The sequence below is a fragment of the Flavobacterium movens genome (assembly GCF_039581425.1).
GTDB classification, from domain to species: Bacteria; Bacteroidota; Bacteroidia; order Flavobacteriales; family Flavobacteriaceae; genus Flavobacterium; species Flavobacterium luteolum.
This window is the reverse complement of the sequence record NZ_JBCPXY010000002.1, coordinates 546,896-565,270: the sequence shown is the minus strand read 5'-3', so window position 1 is coordinate 565,270 and position 18,375 is coordinate 546,896. Positions and strand designations below refer to the sequence as shown.

At 35.7% G+C, this 18,375-nt stretch carries 9 protein-coding genes; all 9 read left to right on the top strand.

Annotated features, from left to right (window positions below):
- Positions 1-792 precede the first annotated feature (792 nt).
- The 9 genes from AAYQ05_RS05760 (at position 793) to AAYQ05_RS05720 (ending at position 18,358) form a co-directional block, all read left to right on the top strand.
- Complete coding sequence (locus AAYQ05_RS05760) at positions 793-3,924, top strand: SusC/RagA family TonB-linked outer membrane protein (RefSeq protein ID WP_343541798.1); 3,132 nt, start codon at positions 793-795, stop codon at positions 3,922-3,924.
- Positions 3,925-3,940: 16 nt separating this feature from the next.
- Positions 3,941-5,413, top strand: a complete 1,473-nt coding sequence (locus AAYQ05_RS05755) for a RagB/SusD family nutrient uptake outer membrane protein (protein ID WP_343541797.1) — start codon at positions 3,941-3,943, stop codon at positions 5,411-5,413.
- Positions 5,414-5,604: 191 nt separating this feature from the next.
- Positions 5,605-7,521 (top strand): arylsulfatase, encoded by a 1,917-nt coding sequence (locus AAYQ05_RS05750; RefSeq protein ID WP_343541795.1) that lies wholly within the window; start codon positions 5,605-5,607, stop codon positions 7,519-7,521.
- Positions 7,522-7,754: 233 nt separating this feature from the next.
- Positions 7,755-8,813 carry a sterol desaturase family protein gene (locus AAYQ05_RS05745; RefSeq protein ID WP_343541794.1) on the top strand — a complete coding sequence of 353 codons (1,059 nt, stop codon included), beginning with the start codon at positions 7,755-7,757 and terminating at the stop codon, positions 8,811-8,813.
- Between the two features lie 11 nt (positions 8,814-8,824).
- Complete coding sequence (locus tag AAYQ05_RS05740; RefSeq protein WP_343541792.1) at positions 8,825-9,541, top strand: thioredoxin domain-containing protein; 717 nt, start codon at positions 8,825-8,827, stop codon at positions 9,539-9,541.
- 225 nt (positions 9,542-9,766) lie between these two features.
- The gene (locus tag AAYQ05_RS05735) at positions 9,767-11,386 is read left to right on the top strand and encodes a sulfatase-like hydrolase/transferase (RefSeq protein ID WP_343541791.1); all 1,620 of its coding nucleotides are present in this window, start codon (positions 9,767-9,769) and stop codon (positions 11,384-11,386) included.
- Positions 11,387-11,572: 186 nt separating this feature from the next.
- Positions 11,573-12,835, top strand: a complete 1,263-nt coding sequence (locus AAYQ05_RS05730; protein WP_343541789.1) for a YeiH family protein — start codon at positions 11,573-11,575, stop codon at positions 12,833-12,835.
- A gap of 1,019 nt (positions 12,836-13,854) precedes the next feature.
- The gene (locus AAYQ05_RS05725; RefSeq protein WP_343541788.1) at positions 13,855-16,902 is read left to right on the top strand and encodes a SusC/RagA family TonB-linked outer membrane protein; all 3,048 of its coding nucleotides are present in this window, start codon (positions 13,855-13,857) and stop codon (positions 16,900-16,902) included.
- 10 nt (positions 16,903-16,912) lie between these two features.
- Complete coding sequence (locus AAYQ05_RS05720) at positions 16,913-18,358, top strand: RagB/SusD family nutrient uptake outer membrane protein (RefSeq protein WP_343541787.1); 1,446 nt, start codon at positions 16,913-16,915, stop codon at positions 18,356-18,358.
- Positions 18,359-18,375 lie beyond the last annotated feature (17 nt).

The window sequence follows — 18,375 nt, the reverse complement described above, 5'->3', positions numbered from 1 at the left end:
CAAGTTTAGATTTTACAAAATAAAAAGCAAAATAGTTTTTTTCGTCATTTTTTTTCTTTTTTTATTACTCCTAAATCTTTCCAAAGTTGTTTTTTACTTGAAAATAAAGTGTAAAATACTACAATTTTACTTAGTTTATAAGATTTCTTTTAACATTTGCTTGAAACTTAAAAAACCTGTCAATACCTTTAAAATAAGACAATAACAGAAATAATTCTGTCAACAATGTCTCTGTAAATGTATATTTTTCAAAAAAAACTCAACAAATTTTTGGTTTTTATTATATAAAATTTAACTTTGTCTATAGGATTAGTAGAGTTTAAAATAATATTTCAAACCATAAAAACTATTATTGTGAAAACAACAGAAAGCATATCGCGTTACATTCTTCCTAAAAAATACACTTATAGCACTTTTTGTTATATGTGTTTCTGTTGTTAATAATCTCCTTTTATTTTGTTTGCCTCTAGATTCTATATCGAGGCAAATCAAAAAAAACACTACCAAAAATATTTACTAAATTTTATCCAAAAGTCTCTCTGATGCATTCACTTGTGTTGGGTAGATTCTTGAAACCATATCTATTATTCAACAAATTAAATGAACTAACAACTAAAAAGACTAAAATGAAAACAATGCAAACCTGTTGCTGTAAATAAAAAAAGCCATTTCTGCGGCAACAGAAATGGCAAGGCTTAAAGAACATTTATCACTAAATCAAGAACACCATTAGAGTGCTGTATAAACAGTGCTCAGGGCGTCTTGTTAATTACTTAAAACCAACACAAAGAAATGAAAAAAAAGTTAAACATACACATACTGCTGTTTCTACTCTTGATAACGGCAGGAATACAAGCCCAAAATACCACACCGCTTATTCAATCAAAACTAGACGGAACTGTTGTTGATGACATTACAAATCAGCCTATTATAGGTGCTTCCGTTACCATCAAAGGAACAACTCATGGTGTGGTGACCGATGCAGAAGGAAAGTTTTATTTTCAGACAGGACAGAAATTTCCGTACACTTTAATCGTAAGCTACATCGGATATAAAAAATTAGAAATAGTAGTTGAGAAAAATCCAGTAATCATAAACCTTAAAGAAGAACGCCAAGAACTAGACGAATTGGTAGTTGTGGGTTACGGAACTCAAAAACGAAAAGACATTACAGGTTCTGTAGCTTCCGTTCCAAAAGCCAATTTATCTCAGGTAACTTCATCGGCAGATAATCTTTTAAGAGGCGCTGTAGCTGGAGTTGTAGTCACACAAAGTTCTGGCCGTCCAGGTGCTTCTTCAAGTGTTCGCATTCGCGGAGGAAACTCAATTACTGCCGGTAACGAACCTCTATATGTTGTGGATGGAATTTTAATTTACAATGACAACAACAATAGTGGCGCGGGAGTAACTTATGCCGGAGCAAGTGTAAACGTTTTATCTACTATAAATCCTGCCGATATAGAATCGATAGAAGTGCTAAAAGATGCATCGGCAACAGCAATTTACGGTTCTCGTGGTGCAAATGGAGTTGTAATTATTACGACTAAAAAAGGAACAAAAGGACAAGATAATATTTCGTATCAAGGTTATTTCGGATTTCAGAATATTTCAAAAAAACTGAGATTAATGAATGCCAGCGAATGGGCAAGTTTACGAAATGACGTTCAGGCAAGTATTGGTCAGGCGCCTTCTTTCTCTCCTGAACAAATCGAGGCTTTAAAAACTTCAGGAAATTACGATTGGCAGTCTGCGGCATTTATTACTGCTGCCCCTGTTCAAAGTCATAATCTATCTTTTTCTGGTGGAGATGAAAAATCGAGATATGCCGTTTCTGCAGGTTACTTCGATCAAGATGGTATTGTTTTGGGTTCTGATTTTAAGCGTATTTCGCTTCGAGCAAATTATGAAAGAAATTATTCTCCGAAGTTTAAGTTTGGTGTAAATGCTAATTATACCAACTCAATTGCAAATGGTGTTGGTACAAATGGAGGTGCGGCGGCTGGAAGAAATCCGAACCCACTTGTTAGTGTGCTTTTAACAGCTCCTGTTGTACCTATTAAAAATGCAGACGGAAGCTATAATGTTACCAATAATCCTTATGCAACTTCTGTAAATGGTTATGTTCCAAATCCAATAAATGATCTCGATAATACAACTAACGAAACCAAATTAAACAGGATTCTAACCAGTTTATTTGGCGAGTATAAATTCAATAAAGAATTGACTGCAAAAGTCGCTGTAAGCGGTGATGTTTTAAATACCAAACAAAACTATTACGCGCCATCAAACACCACAACAGGAGCTGGAACAAAAGGTTTAGCTTCTATTGGAGAAAGATCAGTAGGTTCTGTTTTAAATGAAAACACACTGAATTATAATACCCATTTTGGCGAAAATCATAAATTTTCTGCTTTGGGAGGTTATACACTTCAATATACTAAAGGCGAAGTTGTGAATGCTGGCGCTCAGACTTTCGTTAATGATGCCAATACTTACAATGCCCTTCAAGATGGTGTGGCGGTAAAACCATACAGCGAAGCATACGAGAGTGTTTTAAAATCTTGGTTGGCAAGGGTTAATTATTCTTATAAAGGAAAATACAACTTTACGCTTTCAGGTCGCGCGGATGGTTCTTCTAGATTTGGTTCAGAATCACTTTGGGGCTATTTCCCTTCTGCTGGATTTTCTTGGAATATTACTGACGAAGAATTTGCCAACAACATTAAAGGTGTAACCGAAGCCAAACTGAGAATTACAGCAGGAACAACAGGAAACCAAGAAATTGGAAACTACCTGCCTCTGGCTTCAATGGGATCTGTTAACTATTCTTTTGGAGGAACATTATACACAGGTCTGGCTCCTACCCGATTGGCAAATCCAGATTTGAAATGGGAAAAAACAAATCAGTATAACGTTGGATTGGATTTATCATTATTAGACAGAAAAATCAATTTTGTTTTTGATGTGTATTATAAAAAAACAAAAGACCTTTTAATTAACGTTCCAGTGCCGTTGAGCTCTGGTTATGCAACAGTGCTTCAAAATATTGGTGGAGTTGAGAATAAAGGTTTTGAAGTCGGTTTAACAACTGAAAACATAAAAACCGAAAACTTTGCTTGGAACTCCAACATCGTGTTTTCTTTAAACAGAAATAAAGTTACTGAGATCGGAAATGGTGTAAACGAATTTTTTCCAGTTGTTCCAAATGGTTCTTTACTACAGCAGCAGCCAGTTATTGTAAAAGTAGGTTTGCCTTTGGGAACTTTCTGGGGATACAAAACCAACGGAATTTTTCAAACTCAAGAAGAAGTTAATACACAGCCAAAAATCAACAGTTTAGCAAACACCAAAGTAGGTGACAGAAAATATGTGGATACCAACGGAGATGGCGTAATTACAGCTCTTGACAAAGGAAACTTAGGAACTTCTCAGCCAAAATTTGTTGGAAGTTTCAGTAATACTATTTCATACAATGATTTTGATTTGAATTTCTCTTTTCAAGGAGCATACGGCGGAAAGATATTCAATGCTTTAAATCAGCAGTTAGAAATTTCAACTCTTGGAACCAATGCAGCAGCAACTTTAAATGATCGCTGGACACCAACAAATCCGAGTAACGAAATTCCGAGAGCTTCTAGTTCTCCGTTAGGAATTGTTTCTGAGCGCTATGTTGAAGACGCTTCTTTCTTACGATTAAAACTAATCACATTAGGATACACTTTACCAAAAAGCATTTCTAAAAAAATAGGAACAAAAAGCGTAAAAATTTACATCTCAGCAGAAAACCTAATCACATGGACCAAATACACTGGCTATGATCCAGAGGTAAGTTCATACGAACAAAACAACTTATATCCGGGAATTGATTTTGGCTCTTATCCAAACTCCAAAACATTCATCTCGGGCTTGAACGTAACTTTCTAAGTAAAAAGATATTAAAATGAAAAAGATAATTATAACATTCCTTTTAAGTGCCGGTCTATTGGTATCGTGCGCAGATCTTGAGGTAACACCTACCTCATTTGTAACCGAAGACAATTATTTTGTCACTCAAGATGATGCTACTGCAAGCGTAACCGCAGTTTATGCTTCTTTAAGCCTTGATCCAGGCGAGCAGAGTTTGTTTGGAAGAAACCTTTATTTCTTAACCGATATGGCTTCAGATTATGCGGCGGCGGGAGTTTCCGCAACCAATCCGCAAGTAAGGGCTTTAAGTAGTTTAACGCATGATGCTACTTCAGATCGTGTTCAAGTGGCTTGGAGACAAATTTATAACGGAATCAACAGAGCCAATGTTTCTATTGACAATATTCCGAAAGTTTCTGGTTCAGAGATTATCAAAACCAGATTGATTAATGAAGCTAAATTTATTAGAGGGCTCTTGTATTTTCAAGCAGTTCGTCTTTGGGGCGGCGTTCCAATTGTTTTGCATGAAGCGACTTCTATCAATTTGGGAGATTTAAAAACCAATCGCTCTACGGTTGATGAAGTTTATAATCAAATCATTAAAGATTTAACAGATGCAGAAGCTCTTCCAAAAACGTATACTGCTGCAGATGCTGGACGCGCTACATCGGGAGCTGCAAAAGCGATTTTAGCCAAAGTATATCTGACTAGAAGAGACTGGCCAAATGCTATAGCAAAATCTAGAGAAGTTATTAATGGAGGTTACGGATATGCTTTGTTTGAAGATTTTCAAGACATTTTCACTAAAACAAAAAAGAACGGAAAAGAGCATATTTTTTCAGTTCAATTTGAGCCAAATCAAGCAGGAAATGGTTCTAGCGGAAGTACTTTTCAAGCCACTTCTTTTACGGGATTCACCGCAACAGAACCAGCAGATATTATCTCAGACGTTGCTTTGTTTTATGATATTTATGCCCCTGGTGACAAAAGAAGAGACGTAAGTTATGCCAAACAATTGCTTAATCCGTCAACGGGAACTCTTTACACTTTTCCGAAACCAATCTTCAAAAAATACTTGGATTTGTCTAATCTGGCAACACCTTCAAACGTAGCGATCAACTTTCCTGTTATTCGTTATGCGGACATTCTTTTGTCTTTAGCGGAAGCGATAAATGAACAAGGCGGACCAACGGCAGAAGCATACGAATTAATCAATCAAGTTCGCAGAAGAGCTTTTGGAAAACCTATTACAACTCCGGATGCTTCTGTAGATTTAGTCGGATTAAATCAGACCTCTTTTAGAGCAGCAATTCAGGAAGAACGCAAAAAAGAATTTGTTCAGGAAGGACAACGCTGGTACGATTTGGTAAGATGGGGAACTCTGGTTACCGAAGTAAAAAAAGTAACGGCTAAAAATTCGGTTGCAGAACGAAATAATCTGTATCCGATTCCACAAAGCGAAAGAAACATCAACCCTGATGGTTTGCCTCAGAATCCTGGATATTAGAAATTTAAACACATAGAAATATAGCTTTTTTTTTAATAAAAGAATTAAAAGAGAAACATGTTTCTCACAGATAGTTGATATGCGCATTTAAACAAGTGAAACGCCTTTTTAGGACAAAGCAAATCTATACTTCTATATGTTTAAAAAACAAGACCATTATTTAAAACCATATAACTAAAAAACTATAAAAAATGAAAAATTTAAAAAATAGCATTTCAATCAAAGGCTCTAAGAAAGGGCTTTTGATTACTGCTGTCCTAATTGCACAATTAGGATTTGCACAGGAAAAACAAGAATTTAAGGGTACAATTGGAAAAACGCTGGCTGATTCCAAAGAATATTGGCCAGATCCTGTAACTGCACCAAAAGGCGCTCCAAATATTGTTTGGATTCTTTTGGATGATGTTGGTTTTGGAGCTTCAAGCACCTTTGGAGGTTTAATCAACACTCCTACTTTTGATAATCTGGCAAATAATGGGCTTCGTTATACAAACTTCCACACCACAGCAATTTGTGCTCCTACTCGCGCCGCCTTACTAACGGGAAGAAATTCTGGAAGAGTTCACGTAAGCGGATTTTCGCACACCATTCTATCAGCAGGTTTCCCAGGTTGGGACGGAAGAATTCCTTCTGATAAAGGAACTATTGCAGAGATTTTACGTGACAACGGATACAACACTTTTGCGGTTGGAAAATATGGCGTTACACCAGACGAAGAAGCTTCAGATGCTGGTCCGTTTGACAGATGGCCAACTGGAAAAGGTTTCGATCATTTCTACGGATTCTTAGGTTCGCAAACCGATCAATACAATCCTGATTTGGTGGAAGATCAAACTCATATTAAACCTGATGGACGCCACTTAAACGAATTGATTACAGACAAAGCCATTAGTTATATTCAAAAACAGCAAAAAGCGGCACCAGGAAAACCTTTCTTCTTGTACTATGCTCCAGGAGCGGTTCATGCACCTCATCAGGTTGCCGAAAAATGGGTTGAACCTTATAAAGGAAAATTTGACGAAGGTTGGGATGTTTACCGCGAAAAAGTACTGGCAAACCAAAAGAAATTGGGAATATTTCCTCAAAATGCAGGACTGCCAGATCGTAACGCTTTAATTACGGAATGGAAAAAATTAACTCCAGACCAAAAGAAAGTATATGCAAGATTCATGGAAGTTTATGCAGGATTCCTGACGTATACCGATTATGAAATCGGACGAGTTGTGGATTATTTAAAACAAAGCGGACAATTGGATAACACTTTAATTTTTGTTGCCATTGGTGATAACGGAGCTAGTAAAGAAGGAACTTTGCAAGGAACAATCAATCAGAGTTTGTTTGCTCAAGGAAAAACAGATGAAGAGAATTTCCAAAGCAATTTGAATAATATTGGAGAAATCGGAACAGCAAAAGGTTTAAATACCAATTATCCTTTAGGATGGGCACAAGCAACCAATGCTCCTTTCAAAAACTGGAAACAAGATGCACATTCAGAAGGAGGAACTCGTAATCCGTTGATTGTTTTTTATCCAAACGGAATTAAAGATAAAGGCGGTATCAGAAATCAATATAGCCACGTAACCGATTTGCTTCCTACAACTTTGGCTATAGCAGGAATTAAGGCTCCAGAATATATTAAAGGAATCAAACAAGATATTATTCAAGGTTCTTCGTTTCAAGCTTCTTTAGATAATCCGAAAGCCGAATCATTGCACAAAGTTCAATATTACTACATATTCGGAAATAGAGCCATTTACAAAGACGGATGGAAAGCTTCGGCTGCACATCTACCAGATTCTTTTGCAGTAAAAAAATCTTTGGGAAGCAACGAAAAACCTGCTCCAAGTAACTTCGATACCGATGTTTGGGAATTGTATAACCTAAACGAAGATTTCAACGAACGTAATAATCTGGCGAAAAAATATCCTGAAAAACTGGCTGAACTTCAAAAATTATTTGATGAACAAGCCAAAGAAAACAACGTCTACCCTTTGATCGATTGGCAAGATGTGTACAACAGAAGAATTCACAATACAGGTGCTGATAAAGGAAAAACAGTTTCTGACTTAATCAAACAGGCCACTAAACCTGGAGGAACCAATAACTAATTACCAAACCTGCAAGGTTTCTAAAACCTTGTAGGTTTAAATTAAAAGCTTAAAAAAACATACCTACAAGGTTTGAAAAACCTTGCAGGACATAAAAAAGAGTAATTATGAAACGAGTAGATTATGAAATTATAGGAAAAAAGATTGTCGTGGGGATAATCTTGTTTTTAGTTCCACTGGCGATTCTGGCTGGCGGATTAGCAGTAGTAAATCAATTTTTAAAATAAGAAATCATGGCTATAGTTCAAGAAGAAAAATTAACGAGAGACTTAACAATAAGTTTCTTCATTTATTCATTGCCGGTAGTGGCAATTTATCTGTATTTCAAATTAACAGGCGGAGCCATAAATGAATCGCACATTACACTGCCTTCATTTTTAGAATTTGCACAACCTGTTTTTGCTAATATCAGAACTTGGGGATTAACGGTATTTATGATCGTTTTAGGAATTATAGAATTTGCAGCTGGACTGTACGATGACGAATGGACAGGCGAAGAACGAAAAATTGACATAGTTTGTTTCTTAGCGCCAAAATTGCTTTTACCACCTGTAATTGCTTTTTTTAGTTTAACAGCTTTGCCTTATTTATTGCCAAATTTGGCAAATTCATTATCATGGGTTCCATTTTGGGGAGGCTTTTTCTTAATTGCCATTGCAGACGATTTAACGCAGTATTGGTACCATAGATTGCATCATCAGGTTCCGTTTTTATGGCGTTTTCATAGAACACATCACTCTGCTCCATATATGGGAATGGCGATGGCTTCTAGACAAAACTTTATTTACACGGTTTTCTTCTCTCAAATTTATTTGACAGCAACATTAACCTATTTAGGTTTAGGACTTCCTGCTTTATTTGTTTTAGTAATCAAAAGTTTTATCACTTTAGGTGCGCACTCCAGTATTCCTTGGGATAAACCTTTTTACAAATACAAAGTGCTGCATCCAATTGCATGGGTTTTAGAAAGACTGATTTCTACTCCTGCAACACATCAAGCGCATCATGCAGACACAAGCGGAGACGGCGTTGGTCACTTTAAAGGAAACTTTGGAAATATGTTTTTTATCTGGGATATCATTTTCGGAACAGGATTGATTACGCGTCAATATCCAAAATCATTTGGAACAAAATCGTACAAACAAGAAGAATGGTACGCTCAGTTTCTTTGGCCAATTTTTAAATCTAAAAAAGAAGGAAGTTCTCTTGCCGAAGGAGTATTATCATTTCCATTAAAACCAAAGGCAGTTAGTACTGAAGAAGCTCCTGAACCTGTTTTAGAACGAGTATAATCTTTCCAGCTATGAAAAATAAATTTTTTAAAACTAGTATAACAGCAATTGTCTTTTTATGGGCAATTGCTGCTTTTTCGCAAAATGAAATTCATAATTCATTATCTTTAGATTCATTTTATTCGAAAATAAAAAGTCAAAAAAATCCGCAGATTGTTGATGCGAGAACGCCCGAAGAATTTGCTTTGAACCCTATTGAAGGCGCTGTAAACTTTAATCTTCAATCTGAAAATTACGCGCAATCTGTTGCTAAACTAGATAAATCTAAACCTGTTTTTATTTATTCTATCGGAGCTGGCAGAAGTGTAGCCTTAGAAAAAGAATTATTAAAAAATGGTTTCTCAGAAGCCTATAGTTTAGAAGGCGGAATTGCAAATTGGATTGGAAACGGAAAACCTTTTTATTCCAATCTAAAAAGTAAATTGTCATTGGCTGAGTTCAATAAAATAATTGCCGATAACAAAACTGTTCTAGTGGATATTGGTTCCAAATACTGCGCGCCTTGTAAAAAAGTAAAACCCATTTTAGAATCCATCCGATCAGAATACGGAACCCATTTGAAAATCGTAGAAATTGAGCTGGAAGACAGTCCACAGGTTATTGCCGATTTAAAAACAGTGAAAGTTTTCCCGACTTTGATTTTATACGAAAATGGAAAAATTATTTTTAAGAAAGAAGGGATAAATGATTTGAAGAGTGAAGTTGATGTTGCTTTGGCTTCGAAATAATCTCGAAACTTTTTACACTTACGTAACCATAATATTGTCATTTCGACGAAGGAGAAACCTTCGCAAGAAGCTCTACAAAGATTGGATATTCGTTGCGGAGTTACTCGTGAAGATTTGCTTCGCCTGTTCGCTATCGCTCGAGTCTCCTTCGTCGAAATGACAAAAAAACGTAAAAACTTTTTCAAAGCTCTAGCATTCCAATCAATACAAACCAAAAACCATACTATGGCAACCTATAAAAAAATAACCAAAATTGCTATCCCCATTTTGATCGTGCTTCTGCTTATAGCAGTATTTTTATTCTGGCCGATTAATACAGATGGAACATTAGTCAAAGAAGATCTAAAATTGGCAGAAGGGAAAAAAGAATTTTTAGCTTCAAAAGCTCCGTCAGATTCAACAGTAAAAAAGCCAAATATCATTATTCTCCTTGCCGATGATTTAGGCAAATATGATATTTCGCTTTATGGAGGAAAGTCGACTCCTACTCCACAGATTGATTCTTTGGCTGCTTCTGGAGTTACTTTTACCGATGGTTATGCATCTGCAGCAATCTGTTCGCCTTCGCGTGCTGGATTAATCACAGGAAGATATCAGGAACGTTTTGGGCACGAATATCAGCCGGGAGATCGTTATCCGAAGAATAATTTAGAATATTATGGTTTTAAATATTTAATCAAGACAGACGGTTGGAGATTAAATGATAAAATCGAATACCCTAATGAAGCTGCAATTGCAACGCAAGGGCTTCCTAAATCTGAAATCACATTTGCCGATTTAGCAAAAAGACAAGGTTACAGCACAGGAATTATTGGTAAATGGCATTTAGGCCACAACAAAGGATTTTTTCCTTTAGACAGAGGTTTTGATTATCATTACGGATTTTATCAGGCATTTTCGCTTTATGCCCCTGAGGATAATAATCCAGACATTATCAATCATCATCATAAAGATTTTACAGACAAAACGATTTGGGGAAATGGTCGCGTTGGAATTGGACAAATTCGCCGAGATACTACCATTATTGACGAAAAAGCCTATTTAACCGAAAAGTTTGCTGATGAAGCAGAAGCTTTTATTGATAAAAATAAGAACAAACCTTTCTTGCTTTATATTCCGTTTAATGCGCCTCATACTCCGTTTCAGGTTCGCAAAAAATATTATAATCGTTTTCCGAACGTAAAAGATGAAAACAAACGTGTTTATTTTGCTATGATTAGCGCTTTAGACGATGCGATTGGAAGAATACGCGAAAAAATCAAAAAAGAAGGCCTTGAAGAAAATACTTTAATCTTTTTTGCCAGCGATAATGGCGGTGCCGATTATACATTTGCTACGACAAATGCACCTTTAAAAGGCGGTAAATTTTCTCATTTTGAGGGCGGAATCAATGTTCCTTTTGCACTTTCGTGGAAAGGAAAAATCAAACCGCACACCGTTTATAAAAATCCGGTAAGCACTCTAGATATTTTCACAACCATTGCATCAGCGATTGATTCTGATTTGCCAAAAGACAGAATTTATGACGGAGTTGATTTAGTAAAAACAGTAAATGAAAATAAAATTGCCCACAAAGATTTATACTGGCGTTCGGGCGATGCAAAAGCGATTAGAAGTGGCGACTGGAAACTAGTTATTAGTGGAAAAACATATGAAAAATGGCTGTACAATCTTGCTTCTGATAAATTTGAAAAAACAGACCTCTCACAAAAAAATCCTGAAAAGGTAAAAGAATTGCAAACTGCGCTGCAAAATTGGGAAAAGGGTTTAATAAAACCACTTTGGCCTAATCTAACTTATTACGAATTTGACTTTGGCAAACAGAAATACTTTGTCGATTTGTAATCTTTAGAGAAATCCATAAATCAATTACCTCTAGCTTTAGCTGGAGGTCTAAAATTCAAAATATAGAAGGCTTTAGCCAAACTTTTTATTAGGCTAAAGCCTATTACTTACTCACAAAACTTTTACCTCCAGCTAAAGCTGGAGGCAATTCAAATAATATTCTTAAAGAATTTAATTCAAGCCTTAATGTCAACCTCAACAAAACAATTTACTATCCACGAAGACTGGACCGTCGTTATTCTCGGCTTTCTAATTATCGGAATTTCTCTTTTTCTTTTTCTGCCAGAAGTTCCCGTTTTTAAATGGACAAATGGAACAGATTTAATAAATAATGTTTTCGAAATAAAAAACATTCAAACCATTGGTGTTCAATTTCTTTATTTTATTTCTATTGGGATAATCGGCACTTTCTTAGTTGGGAAATCAGTTAAAAATTTCGTTTTAGGATTTCCAATCATTTATCTGCTGACAGTAATTGCCTTGATACTTGCTGGAAATTCTGAGGTAAAAGCGCTAAATCTAGAAGCAGTCATTTTCAGTTTGGCCATCGGATTAATTATTGGAAATTTCTTCCGTCTTCCAGAGTGGTTTCGTTCGGCCTTATCAACCGAACTTTTTGTCAAAATCGGATTAGTATTATTAGGAACGAGTGTTATTTTTTCTGATATTTTAAAAGCGGGTTCATTAGGTTTAATACAGGCTTTGGTTGTGGTTTTATCGGTTTGGTATTTTGCTTTTTGGTTATGCAAAAAACTAAAAGTCGATGACGAATTAACCATGATGATTTCGAGTGCGGTTTCAATCTGCGGAGTATCAGCGGCGATTGCAACTTCTGGAGCGATAAAAGGAGATTCAAAAAAATTGTCCTATGTCATTTCGATGGTTTTGGTTACCGCAATTCCGATGATGATTTTTATGCCGATCATTGCCAGTCATTTTAATTTTCCCGAAGAAGTAACAGGTGCTTGGCTCGGCGGAAGTATTGATACCTCTGGAGCTGTTGTGGCGTCTGGAACTTTGGTTGGCGAAACGGCTTTAAAAATAAGTACAATTGTCAAATTCTCTCAAAACGTTTTATTGGGTATAGCCGCTTTTGCCATTTCTATTTATTGGACATATACTCACAATCAATCTTCTGAGATTCAAAAATCGAAACCAACTCTAGGCGTAATCTGGGAACGTTTTCCAAAATTTGTCATTGGTTTTATAGCAGCTTCTATTATTTTTTCTTTTTTCGTTGCACCAGAAACTCGCGATGAAGTAAAAGAAAGCTTAAAAAATCTGCAAGGACTTTGGTTTGCCTTAGCTTTTACAAGTATTGGTTTGGAAACCAATTTTAAAGATTTGCTTCAAAACAACAGCAGAAAACCTTTAGTTGCTTTTCTCGCTGCGCAATTCTTTAATATCATTATTACATTGATTATCGCTTTTTTGCTTTTCAAACCTTGAAATATTCCGTAGGAATATCTCGTTGGTAGAAAAAATCGTATTGTTTAGAATTGTGTCCTGTAAGAACACCTGATTTTACAGAAATAATATATAGCTCCATTAATTAAACGTTCCTACGGAACGTTTAAATGTATTTCTAATTTAATTCTACCAACGAAACATTCGTACGGAATGAATTATTTTTTAATTTTCAATTGCCTCCAGCTTTAGCTGGAGTTTTTTGATTTAACATTCCAGAGGCTTTAGCCAAAATTAAAAGTTTGGCTAAAGCCTTTTTTCTACTATACAACATAAACCTCCAGCTAAAGCTGGGGGCAATTCATTTAATTCATATCAAATTAAAAAATAGTCCAGTCAAAAGAAGAAAAGGTTTAAAACCATTCAGTTAATAATTAAAAAGCAAGTAAAAACTGTATAAACAAAATAGTTTAAATCAACTTTTGTTTTTTAAAACAAAAACATTAAACAATTAATTTACAGTCATTTAAAAACGCTTAAAATATATTTCGCAGTCTTTAAATATACTTTTCCTTAAAAAAATTAAATAATCTTTTGGTTTTCATTATAATAAAATTAACTTTGTCTATAGGATTAGTAGAGTTTAAACAATTAAAGAACTACATTTTGAAAACAACGGCTTACACATCGCATTACATTCTTCCTGAAAAATTCACTTATAACACTTTTAGTTATATGTGCATGTGCTGTTAAAAATCCAATCTAAATTTTCGTTTCTTATCGGAAATAAAATCACAAACTAAATTAGATCCTGACAATGCCCGATTAATACCTAAAGTATTGAACGATTAACTATGTCAAAACCATATTAACTAAAAAAAATAATAACTAAACAAGATTACAAAATGAAAATAATGCACTGCCCTTTCCTTTCAAAGTAAAAACCATTTCTGCGGCAACAGAAATGGCAGGACTCAAAGAACATTTATCACTAAAGAAAGCCTTCGGAAATTGAAAACCAATTTTTCCGTACCGCTTTATTATTTAAATCCAAAAAAGTAATGAACAAACAATTACATGCCTTTTTGTGGCTTTTTGTATTCTTAATTTCAACCGAAATTAAAGCGCAAAATACACAGCCCTTAATTAATTCGACCTTAAATGGTACCGTTGTAGATCAAGTTACCAATCAGCCAATTCCTGGCGTAACAATTCAAATCAAAGGAACAACTCATAGTTCTGTAACTGATTTAGACGGAAAATTCTATTTTCAAACGGGACAAAAATTTCCTTATACTTTAATCGTAAGCTATTTAGGCTACGTTACCGCAGAACATATTGCAACCAAAGATTTCATTCAGATCTCGCTAAAAGAAGATGTAAAAGAATTGAACGAAATAGTAATCATTGGTTATGGAAGTACTTCTAAAAAAGATTACACTGGAGCAGCCGAAACTGTAGCTCAAATGTCCTTAAAAGCAACTCAGAAAACATTAGAAAGTTCGCTTCAAGGTTCTGTTGCGGGTGTTAACGTAACACAAACTTCAGGTCAGCCAGGAGCAGGAATGAGCATTCGTATTCGTGGAGGAAGTTCGATTCAGGGCGGAAATGAGCCTTTATACGTAATCGACGGCTTTCCGTTATACAATTCAGAAGTCACTTCTGGTGTTTTAAGCGGTACGCCGACCAATCCGCTTTCAACAATAAATCCGTCAGACATAGAATCGATTACGGTTTTAAAAGATGCTTCTTCAACAGCCATTTACGGTTCTAGAGGAGCAAACGGAGTTGTTATTATCACGACCAAAAAAGGTTCAAACAATGCTACAACCGTAAGTTATGATTTTACAATCGGTCAGCAGTCGGTTCGTAAAAAAGTTGATGTGTTAGACGCACAAGGATTTTCTAGATTGAGAAATGCCGCTTTATACGATTCTAATCCGTCGGGAGGAACAAACCAATATTTGAGCGATTCGCAAATTGCCCAATTAGGAAAAGGAACCGATTGGCAAGATGCAGCTTTCCAAAAAGGATTGACACAAAATCATCAATTGAGTGTTTCTGGCGGAAATAATCAGACCAAATATGCGGTTTCTGGAAACTACTACAATCAGGAAGGAATTATAAAAAATACAGGTTTTGAACGTTTCAGCGGACGCGTTAATTTAAATTCAAAAATAAGCAGTAAAGCAAGATTTGGTTTGAATTTAACTATTGCCGAAACCAAATCTAAAGTGGCTCCGAGCGGTTTGGTTACCGCTTTATTGAGCATGCCTCCTACTGCAACGATTTATGAACCAGACGGAAGTTATACTTTGAGAAATCCGTTTGAGAATATTTTTGCCAACCCGATTGCGACTTTAAACGAGCGTAAAAATCAATCTATTACCGATCGTATTTTAGGAACTATTTATGGCGAATATGATATTTTAAAGAATCTGGTTTTGAAAATTTCTTTTGGAACTGATATGATTTTCAATAAAGAAAAAAGCTATTTGCCTTCTAGCATTTATGAAGGTTCTATTACCAACGGAGAAGGAAAAATTGGAACTGCCGATTCTAGAAGCTGGTTAAACGAAAACACCTTAACTTATACAACAGTATTTGGCGAAAAACACCATCTGAATGCGTTGGCGGGTTATACACAGCAAAGTTCAACAAGAGAGTTTAACACTTCTGGATCACAGCAATATGTAAACGATATTACAGGGTACTACAGTTTACAAAGTGGAAATGTGGCTTTAATGCCAACTTCTGGCGAAAGTACTTGGGCGTTAAATTCATTCTTATCAAGGGTAAATTACAATTACGATTCTAAATATTTCTTAACAGGAAGTATTAGAGCCGACGGTTCTTCGCGATTTGGAAAAGACAATAAATGGGGTTATTTCCCTTCTGTTGCCGCAGCTTGGCAGATTAGTAACGAATCGTTTTTTAATCCTGTAAAAGACGTTATCAATAGTTTAAAAATCAGAACAAGCTGGGGTGCTACAGGAAATCAGGAAATTGGAGAATATCAGTCTTTATCTACTTTAACAAGTGTAAAATATCTTTTTGGAGATCAAATTTATACTGGTTTTACGCCTACGCGAATTGCAAACAATAATTTAGGATGGGAATTAACCAATCAGTTTGATGCTGGAATTGATGTTGGTTTCTTTAATGACAAATTGAATTTAACGGTTGATGTGTATCGCAAAACAACCAAAGATTTATTGTTAGATGTTCAGCTTCCATATACGACAGGATTTACCTCTTCACTTCAAAATTTTGGATCTGTAAGAAATCAGGGAATTGAATTTGGCTTGAATGCTTCTCTTGGAAATACTGCTTTTTCTTGGACATCGAACTTTAATATTGCTTTTAACCAAAACAAAATTATTGCTTTAGGAAATGGTGCTGAATTTTACACTTTTGGAAACTATATTTTAAAAGTGGGCCAGTCTTTAGGAACTTTCTACGGAGCAGTAACTGACGGAATTTTACAGACAAATGAAGTAGCTACAAAAGGAGTTTACACTGGAAATGCAACGCCAAAAGCAGGAGATCGTCTGTATAAAGATATTAACGGAGACGGAGCATTTACAACCGCAGCAGACAGAACTAGTATTGGCGATGCACAGCCCGATTTTGTTTTCGGATTTTCTAATAATTTCACTTATAGAGGTTTTGAATTAGCCATTTTAGTAAACGGTTCTGTTGGAAATAAAATTCTTAACGGAAACCTACAAGCTCTGGAATTGTACAACGGACAGCAAAATGCATCGACATCTGCTTTAGACGCTTGGACACCAACCAATCCGAGTAATACAACGCCAAGAGCAAAATTAGATCCTGCACCAGTTTTCTCTAATCGTTTTGTAGAAGATGGTTCTTTCGTGAGATTAAAAAACATTGCTTTAAGTTATAATCTTCCTAAGAAATTATCAGAGAAATTAAGTTTGACCTCAGTAAAATTCCGCGTTATCGGAGAGAACTTATTAACGTGGACAAAATATACTGGCTACGATCCTGAAGTAACAAACGGAACGACAATTTCTCCTGGAACAGATACTGGAATTTATCCTGCTTCTAAAACAATCTCAGGAGGTTTAATCGTAACATTCTAAAACACTTATCATGAAAAAAAATATAATATTCAGTTTAGCGGTACTCTTTTTAGTGAGTGCCTGCAATACTTTAGACGAAGATCCAAAAGCTTTTATTTCGTCTACCAATTTTTATAAAACCACCGAAGATGCAGATGCAGCCGTAATTGCGATTCATAATGCTATAAACAGTTCAACACATACGTTGTACAATCGTTTAATTCAGATTGCAACCGAAATGGCAACAGACGACTACGAAGCGGGACCAAGAGCAAGAAATGCGCATGTTAGAGCTTTATCCAATTTAACGCACGATGCTTCAAACGACCGTATGATCGAATTATGGCGACAAAGTTATGACGGAATTAATAGAGCAAATGTAGCGATTGATAATATCGCGAAGAATCCTAATCTTAATTCTCAGAAAGACAAAGATTTAATTAATGAAGCAAAGTTTTTACGAGCGCTTTTATATTTTAATTTAGTACGATGGTTTGGAGATGTTCCGTTAGTTTTACACGAAACGACTGTTTTAACTCCAGAAGCCATCAATGTTAGCAATACACCAGAAGCAGATGTTTATACTCAAATTGAAAACGATTTAATTGATGCTGAAGCACTTCCGGTTGTACAGCAAAACAAAGGACGCGTCACGGCTGGTGCGGCAAAAAGCATTTTAGCAAAAGTATATTTAACTGAAAAAAAATGGCAGAAAGCAGCAGAAAAAAGCAAAGAAATCATTGACAGTAAAGTTTATGATTTGTTCGAAAATTATGCTGACGTTTTTAATGTGGCAACTAAAAACGGAAAAGAACATATTTTTTCTGCTCAATTTAAAGGATTAACCAACTGGAACGGAAACATGCTAGCTTCTACAGCTGCACCAACTTCGGTTCCTGGAATTGCAGGAGATCAAGCCGATGCTTTGCATAAAGAAGGCGGTCTTTTTGAAGCTTTCGCCGAAACAGACAAAAGAAAGTACATCACTTTTGCAGTCGAATTTGTAAGTCCGACCGATGGAAAAACGTATAAAGTTACGCCACATTTTAACAAATATTTTGATCCCGCGACACCGACTTCGCCAGGACAATCTTCTAAAAATACGCCAATTATACGTTTTGCAGAAGTATTGCTGATTTATGCAGAAGCTTTAAACGAACAAAATGGAGGTCCAACTCCAGAAGCGTATGCTGCAGTTGACCGAGTGAGAACTAGAGCAGGCGTTGAATTATTAGCAACAACATCTCCATTAAGTCAAGACGCGTTTAGAGAAGCGGTTTTTGAAGAAAGAAGAAAAGAATTGGTTTACGAATATCAGCGCTGGTTTGACTTGGCGAGAAGAGGCCCAGATTATTTTGTGGCAAAATTAAAAGCAGCAGGAAAAACCAACGCACAGCCAAAACATGTTCACTTTCCTATTCCGCAAAGAGAACTGGATTTGAATCCAAATTTGAAACAAGTTCCAGCTTGGAGATAAAAAATATACTAACAGTA

Coding starts and splice junctions, on each gene's coding strand:
- AAYQ05_RS05720 (WP_343541787.1), top strand. CDS start 16,913: ATGAAAAAAAATATAATATTCAGTTTAGCGGTACTCTTTTTAGTGAGT.
- AAYQ05_RS05755 (WP_343541797.1), top strand. CDS start 3,941: ATGAAAAAGATAATTATAACATTCCTTTTAAGTGCCGGTCTATTGGTA.
- AAYQ05_RS05760 (WP_343541798.1), top strand. CDS start 793: ATGAAAAAAAAGTTAAACATACACATACTGCTGTTTCTACTCTTGATA.
- AAYQ05_RS05730 (WP_343541789.1), top strand. CDS start 11,573: ATGTCAACCTCAACAAAACAATTTACTATCCACGAAGACTGGACCGTC.
- AAYQ05_RS05725 (WP_343541788.1), top strand. CDS start 13,855: ATGAACAAACAATTACATGCCTTTTTGTGGCTTTTTGTATTCTTAATT.
- AAYQ05_RS05745 (WP_343541794.1), top strand. CDS start 7,755: ATGGCTATAGTTCAAGAAGAAAAATTAACGAGAGACTTAACAATAAGT.
- AAYQ05_RS05750 (WP_343541795.1), top strand. CDS start 5,605: ATGAAAAATTTAAAAAATAGCATTTCAATCAAAGGCTCTAAGAAAGGG.
- AAYQ05_RS05740 (WP_343541792.1), top strand. CDS start 8,825: ATGAAAAATAAATTTTTTAAAACTAGTATAACAGCAATTGTCTTTTTA.
- AAYQ05_RS05735 (WP_343541791.1), top strand. CDS start 9,767: ATGGCAACCTATAAAAAAATAACCAAAATTGCTATCCCCATTTTGATC.